Annotated in this window: 5 protein-coding genes and 1 pseudogene; 5 read left to right on the forward strand and 1 reads right to left on the reverse strand. The window is 69.6% G+C overall.

What is annotated here, in order from left to right:
* The first annotated feature begins 5 nt into the window (after positions 1 to 5).
* From ETD85_RS26065 to ETD85_RS26080, 4 genes are all read left to right on the forward strand, one after another.
* Positions 6 to 1850 (forward strand): sigma factor-like helix-turn-helix DNA-binding protein, encoded by a 1845-nt coding sequence (locus ETD85_RS26065; RefSeq protein ID WP_138692411.1) that lies wholly within the window; start codon positions 6 to 8, stop codon positions 1848 to 1850.
* 20 nt (positions 1851 to 1870) lie between these two features.
* Positions 1871 to 3247 (forward strand): cysteine--tRNA ligase, encoded by a 1377-nt coding sequence (gene cysS, locus ETD85_RS26070; protein WP_138692412.1) that lies wholly within the window; start codon positions 1871 to 1873, stop codon positions 3245 to 3247.
* A 171-nt stretch (positions 3248 to 3418) separates the two neighbouring features.
* Positions 3419 to 5905, forward strand: a complete 2487-nt coding sequence (locus tag ETD85_RS26075) for a penicillin acylase family protein (protein ID WP_138692419.1) — start codon at positions 3419 to 3421, stop codon at positions 5903 to 5905.
* A gap of 243 nt (positions 5906 to 6148) precedes the next feature.
* The gene (locus ETD85_RS26080) at positions 6149 to 7018 is read left to right on the forward strand and encodes a hypothetical protein (RefSeq protein ID WP_206058575.1); all 870 of its coding nucleotides are present in this window, start codon (positions 6149 to 6151) and stop codon (positions 7016 to 7018) included.
* A 169-nt stretch (positions 7019 to 7187) separates the two neighbouring features.
* Here ETD85_RS26080 and ETD85_RS26085 read toward each other — a convergent pair whose 3' ends face one another.
* Positions 7188 to 7610, reverse strand: a complete 423-nt coding sequence (locus tag ETD85_RS26085; RefSeq protein WP_138692413.1) for a hypothetical protein — start codon at positions 7608 to 7610, stop codon at positions 7188 to 7190.
* A gap of 74 nt (positions 7611 to 7684) precedes the next feature.
* Between ETD85_RS26085 and ETD85_RS26090 the strand changes: the two are divergent.
* Positions 7685 to 8454: pseudogene (locus ETD85_RS26090) on the forward strand (hypothetical protein); the annotation flags it as partial.

Here is an 8454-nt window from a genome sequence, read left to right on the forward strand (position 1 = left end):
CCTCAATGAACCTCAGCCTGAGCGACCTCGCGCCACCCCTGCGCTGGACCTCCCCTGGTCAGATCGCGCCGATCGTGGAGGAGCCCCAGCTGCCCGAGGCCTGGTGGCAGGCGATTCCCCTCGATCGCGCCTGCGCCATCGTCGGTACGCAGACCGTGGCGGGCCACCTGGCCGACCTGGCCGTGGCCTGCTGGGGGCATCTGCTGCTCGGCGACATCCTGCCGCTGCTGCGATTCTCCGACCCCGCCGAGGCCGAGCGCTCGCCGGAGACGCTGGGCAAGGACGTGGTGCAGAAACTGTTCAGCGGCGTGTTCGAGCGGCTGCTCGAACCCGTGCCGGAGGCCGTGCCAGCGCCCTCCAGGCCGGACAGGCCGCTGCCCGACGTGATCGACGAGCTGTTCGGCGCGCTGGACGACCGGCAGCGGGCCATCGCCCGCGACCGGCTGTACGCGGCGCAGCGGGCCACGCTGGACGAGCTGGCGCAGCGCTTCTCCGTGACGAGGGAGCGGATCAGGCAGATCGAGCGCGACCTGCGCGACCACGTGGAGGCGTGGCTGGGCGGCGCCGCCGCGACGGCGCTGGTCGCGCACGTGTCCTGGCTGCGCGGCCGGCTGGGGTCCGCCGTGCCCGCCGACGATCTGCAGGCCGCCGTGCCGTGGCACCGGACCGAGCTGCGGTCGCTGGGGATCCCGGCGTGGCGGTTCGTGCGCACGCTGCTGACCGGCTACGAGCAGTCCGACGGGTGGCTCGTGGCGGGCGGGGCCGACGAGCTGAGGGAGAAGACGCGCCAGCTGTTCGCCGACGGCCCGCGCCCGCTCGGCGAGGCCGTGTCCATGGTCGCCCAGCTCGGCGTCCGCGAGGACGTGGCCGAGCGGTGGATCCTGGCCGTGCCGCAGCTGCGGGTGCTCGGCCTGCACGTGGTCCCGTGGCCGCGCAGCATCAACGAGAAGGCCGAGGCGGTGCTGGCGGTGGCCGGCGCGCCGCTGTCTCCCGAGGAGATCCAGGAGCGCATCGGCGAGGACTACAGCCTGGTCGGCATCCGCAACCAGCTCACCGCCGACGAGCGCTTCCACCGGGTCGACCGGAACAAGTACGGGCTGACCAGGTGGGGCGGCGACGAATACCTGGGGATCAGGGAGATGATCGCCAGGGAGATCGAGCGGGCCGGGGGCGAGGCCTCGGTGAGCACGATCGTGGCCAACCTGACCTCGCGTTACGACGTCAGCGAGAGCTCGGTGCGCGCGTACTCGGGCGGTCCAGGGTTCGAGCGGACGCAGCGGGGCTGGATCCGGGTGGCCGGCACCTCGCCGAGCGGGGAGGTGGAGCCGTACCAGCCGCGCAAGGACGTCTCGGAGACCCGGCGCAGCTTCCGCTCCCGCGACGGGCGCTGGTGGCACCGCGTGGACGTCAACGCCGAGCACCTGCGCGGCTCGGGATCGCCGCTGCCGACGGGGTTCGCCGCCTATCTCGGGATGGCCCCGGGCGGGCAGCTCACCGCCTCGACGCCGTCCGGCGACGTGGTGATCAGCTGGCACAACCAGCCCACCATGGGGTCGATCCGCAACGTGCTGGTGGACTTCAAGGCGAACGAGGGCGACCACGTCTTCCTGACCGTGTCGGACGGAGGCGAGCTGCTGACCCGCTACCTGCCGGCCGCCCCCATCGCGATGCCGCCCGTGAACCGGGCTCTCTACCTCCTCGGCTACACCGCTCCGGTCCACTCGGAGCTGGAGGGGCTGCGGCTGATCGGAGCCAGGATCGGGCTGTCCGACATGGCCTCGCGCGAGGAGGTCGTGGCCAGGCTGCGCGAGCGCGGTGACCGGGACATACTCGGTTTCCTGGGCGGATGACGCCGGGCTAAGCTCGGGAGATGTTGCGGATCTACGACACGCGCGCCAGGCAGGTCGAGCAGATCGCCGCCGGGCGGGCGTTGCGGATGTACACGTGCGGCCCGACCGTCTACCGCTACGCGCACGTGGGCAACCTGCGGACCTATCTGCTGTCCGACCTGATCAGACGGGTCCTGGAGCGGCGGCGGGTGCGCGTGGTGGTCTGCCAGAACATCACCGACGTCGGTCACCTCGCCGAGGACCCCGAGGAGATCGGGGGCGAGGGCGAGGACAAGGTCCTCGCCCAGGCGCGGGCCGAGGGGCGCTCGGTGAGCGAGCTCGCCCGCTTCTACGAGGACGCGTTCAGGAGCGACACGACGGCGCTCAACCTGCGCCCGCCCGAGCACACGCCCCGGGCGACCGAGACGATCGACCTGATGGTCGAGCTGATCGCCAAGCTGATCGAGAAGGGGCACGCGTACACGGTGCCCGACGGGTCGGTCTTCTTCGACGTACGCACCTTCCCGTCGTACGGCGAGATCTCCGGCAACCGCCTCGACGCGTTGAAGCCCGCGCACCGCATCGAGGGCGTCGATCCGCGCAAGCGCTTCCACGCCGACTGGGCCCTGTGGAAGCCCGCTGAGGGCGAGCTGACCTGGGACACGCCGTGGGGCCGCGGCTTCCCCGGCTGGCACGTGGAGTGCTCGGCCATGTCGCTGCGGTTCCTGGGCTCGCGTTTCGAGCTGCACACCGGCGGCATGGACCTGCGCTTCCCCCATCACGAGGACGAGCGGGCCCAGTCCGACTCGGTGGCCGGGCACGAGGTCGTACGGCACTGGGTGCACGGCGAGCACCTGCTGTTCGACGGGCGCAAGATGGCCAAGTCCACGGGGAACGTGGTGCTGCTGTCCGACGTGGTCGCGGCCGGGCTCGATCCGCTGGCCGTGCGGATGGCGTTCCTGGAGCACCGCTACCGGCAGCAGCTCAACCTGACCTGGGACACCCTGCGCGCGGCCGACCGCACGGTGCGCAGGTGGCGGGCGCGGGTGGCCGAATGGTCGGAGTCGCCGAGCGCGCCCATGGCGGCCCACTACGTGGAGCGGGTCGAGACCGCCTTCGACGACGACCTCGACCTGCCCTCGGCCCTGCGGGTCCTGCGGGAGCTGGAGCGCGACGAGTCGGTGGCGCCGGGGGCCAAGCTCGAGTCGTTCCTGCACCTGGACCAGGTGCTGGGGCTGGACCTGTCGACGGAGATCGGCAAGTCGCCGACGCTGCCGCCGGGGGCCGGGCAGCTGCTGGAGTCGCGGGCCAGGGCCAGGGAGGCCGGTGACTGGGAGACCGCCGACCAGCTCAGGGACGAGCTGGCCGAGCTGGGGGTGCGCGTGTCCGACACGCCGGAGGGCCAGAGCTGGAGCTGACCGGCCCACGCTTTGGATCATGATCGACGCCGCTCGGGTGATTCCCCTGGTCATCGGCCGTATCGCCCCTTTTGCAGGAGTGTGCGAGCGGACGGAGTAGTGATTCCGGGCTGTCAGACTTAGTGCCAGTTCGGCAGCAAGATGGAGGTGTCGGTGAGGCCCTATGCGTGGATGCCGCGGCCATTGCGGTGGTTCGCTCGGGTGTTGACCGTGCTTCTCGCACTTGCCCTCGTGCTGGCGGGGGTGCTCGTCTACACGGTGCGGAAGTCGTTCCCGCAGGTGGACGGATCGCTGCGGCTCCCCGGACTAACCGGAAGTGTGGAGATTTATCGCGATAAATCAGGAATTCCGCACATCTACGCCGACACCGCCGCGGACCTGTTCACCGCGCAGGGGTTCGTCCACGCGCAGGACCGCTTCTACGAGATGGACTTCCGCCGCCACACGACCGCGGGGCGGCTCTCCGAGCTCTTCGGCAAGACCACGCTCGGCACCGACAAGGCGCTGCGGACCATGGGCTGGCGCAAGGTCGCCGAGCAGGAGGTGCCCGAGCTGGCCCAGGACACCCAGGACTACCTGAACGCGTACGCGAACGGTGTGAACGCCTGGCTCGCCGCCAACCCCAACGCCTCCGACCGCAGCCTCGAATACTCCGTGCTGAAGCTCCAGAACGGCGACTACCGGCCGGAGAAGTGGACCGCCGTCGACTCCGTGGCCTGGCTCAAGGCCATGGCGTGGGACCTGCGCTCCAACATGGAGGACGAGATCGACCGCGCGCTCGCGCTGACCAAGCTGCCCAAGGAGCGGGTCGAGCAGCTCTACCCCGGCTACCCGTACGACAGGCACGCCACGATCGTCAACGAGGGCACGATCGACCGGGGACGCTTCGACCAGCGGGCCGAGCCGCGCCGGCGCGCCACCCCGGCGCTCACCCAGGGGGCCGCGACCCTCGGCGCCGTCCCCGACATGATCGGCACCGAGGACCGCGACGGCATCGGGTCCAATTCCTGGGTGATCTCGGGCGAGCACACCGCCAGCGGCAAGCCGCTGCTGGCCAACGACCCCCACCTGTCGGCGCAGATGCCGTCGGTCTGGTATCAGGCGGGCCTGCACTGCCGGAAGATCACCGAGGAGTGCCCGTACGACGTCACCGGGTTCACCTTCTCCGGCATGCCCGGCGTGATCATCGGGCACACGGACAAGATCTCCTGGGGGTTCACGAACCTGGGTCCCGACGTGGCCGACCTGTTCCTGGAGAAGGTGGAAGGCGACACGTACCTCCACAAGGGCGAGCAGCAGAAGCTGGAGACCAGGCAGGAGCAGATCAAGGTGGCGGGCGGCTCCCCCGTCACGATCACCGTCAAGAGCACCCTGCACGGCCCGCTGATCAACGAGGTCATCGAGGACGCGCGGCCGGACGGCGAGGCCAACGCGGTCGCGCTGCAATGGACGGCGCTGACGCCCGGCCGGACGATGGACGCCGTCTTCGCGCTGAACAGGGCGGGCGACTGGAACGAGTTCAAGGCCGCGGCGGCGCTGTTCGACGTCCCCTCCCAGAACCTGATTTATGCCGACACTTCAGGCAAGATCGGCTACCAGGCGCCGGGGCGCATCCCCGTACGCCTGCGTGGCGACGGCACCTGGCCCGTGCCCGGCTGGACCGGCGAGTACGACTGGAAGACCGCCCCCATCCCCTACGACCAGCTGCCCTCGGTCGAGGACCCGGCTGAGGGGTTCGTCGTGACCGCGAACAACGCCGTCATCGACCCGAAGCGCTACCAGCCGCTGCTGACCGAGGACTGGGCGCACGGCTACCGCTCCGAGCGCATCCGCGACCGCGTCAAGGAGGCCATCAAGAGCGGCAAGGTCGACGCGGCGACCATGTCGGCGATCCAGCAGGACACCTACAACGGCTTCGCGGAGACGCTCGTCCCCGCGCTGATGCGGGTGGACCTGGCGGGGCCTAGCGGCGCGGCCAGGGAGCTGCTGAAAACGTGGGACCGTACGCAGGGGCTCGACTCCGCCCCCGCCGCCTACTTCAACGCGGTCTGGCGTCAGGTGCTGACGCTGACGTTCAACGACGACCTGCCCGAGCAGGCCAGGCCGAGCGGCGGGGACCGCTGGTACGAAGTGGTCAGGCGGCTGCTCGACGCCCCGTCCGACCCGTTCTGGGACGACGTGACGACGAAGAACCGTACGGAGACCAGGGACGACATCCTGCGCCAGGCGCTGGCCTCCGCGCACCAGGAGCTCGCCGAGCGGCTCGGGACGGACGTCAAGTCGTGGCGCTGGGGCGACCTGCACCAGCTCGAACTGGTCAACGGCTCGCTGGGCACCTCGGGGATCGGGCCGGTCGAGGCGCTGTTCAACCGGGGGCCGATCGCGGCGCCGGGGAGCAAGGACGCCGTGAACGCGACGGGCTGGAACGTCCAGCGAGACTACGCGGTCACGGCCGTGCCGTCGATGCGCATGATCATCGACCTGTCGGACCTGGACAAGTCCCAGTGGATCAACCTGACGGGGGCCTCCGGGCACGCCTTCCACGAGAACTACTGGGATCAGGCGGAGGCGTGGGCCAAGGGGGAATTACTGCCGATGCGCTCGAAGCCGGAATCGGTCAAGCGGGCTGCCGTACACACCTTGCGCCTCTCCCCCTGACCCCACGACCAGCAGTCCCTCCCCTGACCCCACGACCGGCAGCTCCCTTCTGACCTGTGACCGGCAGCAGCTCTCCTCCGACGTGTGACCAGCAGCTCTCCCCTGGCCCCTGATAACCAACAGCCTTTCCCTGGCCCCTGATGGCCAGCGGCAGCTCTCCCCTGGCCATACGACCACGGTCGTAGCCGCGGTCCAACCCCAGGGCCGACGCGCCCAGCACCACCCGCCTGCCACCATGGCGCCATGAATCGCCTCTGGTATCTCATCGGAGTCGCGCTGATGCTCGCGGGCCTCGTCCACCTGGGCGTGTTCGTCGTGGACGGCGGCCCGTGGGAGGGCGCGGTCTCGTGGCGCAAGCCGTTCACGTTCGGCGTGTCGTTCGGGCTGAGCGTCCTGACCCTGACCTGGGTCTCCACCTTCATCCGGCTGCGCGCCCGCCGGCTGCTGACCGGCGCCTTCGCGATCGCCTCCGCGCTGGAGGTGGCCCTGATCACCCTCCAGACGTGGCGAGGCGTCCCGTCCCACTTCAACATGGAGACCGGCCTCGACACAGCCATAGCGAGGACCCTGGCGGCGGGCGGCGGCATCCTCATCGCCATCGTGATCATCATGACGATCGCCGCGTTCCGCCCCGATCCGGAGCTCGCCCCGAGCACCCGCCTGGCCGTGCGCGCCGGATTCGCGACCCTGCTGGCGGCCATGGCCTTCGGCGCCGTCATGATCGCCCGTGGCGTCGTGGAGGTGGTGACCGGTAACCAGCAGCTCGCCTACACGGTGGCCGTGACGCTGAAGCCCGCCCACGCCGTGTTCATGCACGGCATCCTGCTCCTGCCGGCCCTGGCGTGGCTCCTGTCCCGCACGCCGCACCCCGAGCACGTCCGCCTCCGGCTCGTACGCCTGGCGACCTGGACCTACCTCGCCTTAGCCACCGCCGTCTCAGCTCTGGCCCTGGCCGGCATCACGCTCGTGACCCCGTCGACCGCCTCGATCCTCTGCGCCGGAGCGATCTCCGGCCTGGCCATCCTCGCCCTCGTCCTGGGCGCAAGCCACCACCCCGACAGACCGCCCCTCGCACCTGAAGCACCCCAACCCCTGACCGACCACCCCCGATAGCCCACACACGCACCACTCAAAGAGCCGTACCACCTCATCGCTCGGGCACCCGCATCGCTCGCCACCGGGCCCCCGCATCACTCAGCACCGTGCGCCACCCGAAAACCCGCACCACTCGCCGCCCGAACTACGCCACCCCGAGGACTGCGCCCCACCCGGGTGAGGGGTGTCACGCGTCGCCGGTCGGCCGGCGCCAGCGCAGGGGTTCCCGGGGGTAGCCGCCGTCATCGAGATCCGCGAGTCGCTCGAAAAGGTTGTACGAAGCCTGATGCCCACAGACGATCACCGAGACGAGCATCGAGATCAGATAGAGCGGCAGCATGGGCAGCCCGACGCACCAGGCCCACTGGCTGGCGTGCCGGTCCTCATGCAGGATGAGCCGCTCGTCGAGCGCGTTCCACTTGGTCAGGACCACATTTCCCACGGTGAACGCCCCCGCGATGGGAAAGCGGTAGCGGTAGCCGAAGGCCAGGATGAGCCCGTTGGGACCAGGCTGCCTGGACGTGCCACCGATGACAGAGATCAGCAGTCCGAGCGGAGTGGCGAGGTTGATGTAGTTCGCCGCACGCCGGAACCGGAAGCGCCTGTCCATGCGTCTCAGTCTTGACCAATCTTGACAAGTCGGAATAATGATCTGCGTCCTGAAATCTCCCAAAGAGCAGGATTATGAGATTCTCCATCCTGGGCGCGCTGCTCGGCACCGTCGCACTGGCAGGAGCCGGCGGAGCTGCGATTACCCAGACGTCAGCGACCGATCCCCTATCCACCGACAGCCCTCTAGGCGCACTAGGCGCGCAGGTGGCGTTAGTCACCGCCCCGACGACGACAAGCCCGACTCCTTCAGAGAGTCCCACAGTCGGGGATTACACCGCCAAGACGAAGGTCGTCAAGAAGAAGGGCGTCTCCTATCTGAACGTTTCCGTCAAGTACGACGGGGCGGCGCGCTTCACCGTCAAGCAGAGGGTGTGCAAGAGCAAGTCGTGTAAGACCGCGAGCACGGAGGTCCCGGTCACCACCGGCGCGGGAACGTCCACGAAGAAACTGGGCAAGGGCACGTACAAGAAGAGGGGCAAGGCGTCCGTCAGCATGACGCCGCTGCCCTGGCCGACCGTCACGGTGACGGCCAGCCCCACGGCCACCGACACCGAGGCTCCGGCCGCGACGGTGACCGTGACTTCAACGGTGACAGAGCAGGCGACCGTCACGGTCACCGAGCCAGGTCCCACGGTCACCGAGCCCGGCCCGACTGTCACAGAGACAGTGACGGCCACGTTCACCTGTCAGCCCGTACCGACGCCGACGGACACGCTTCCGCCGACCGACGTGCCGACAGATGTGCCGACCGACGTTCCCACGGACACGGTGTCACCGACGGCCACGGTCTCGGAATCGCCGCTGACTCAGACCACAAGCCCACCCGTGTCGGAAACCCCGAC

Origin of the sequence: Nonomuraea zeae (assembly GCF_005889725.1) — a bacterium.
GTDB lineage: Bacteria > Actinomycetota > Actinomycetes > Streptosporangiales > Streptosporangiaceae > Nonomuraea > Nonomuraea zeae.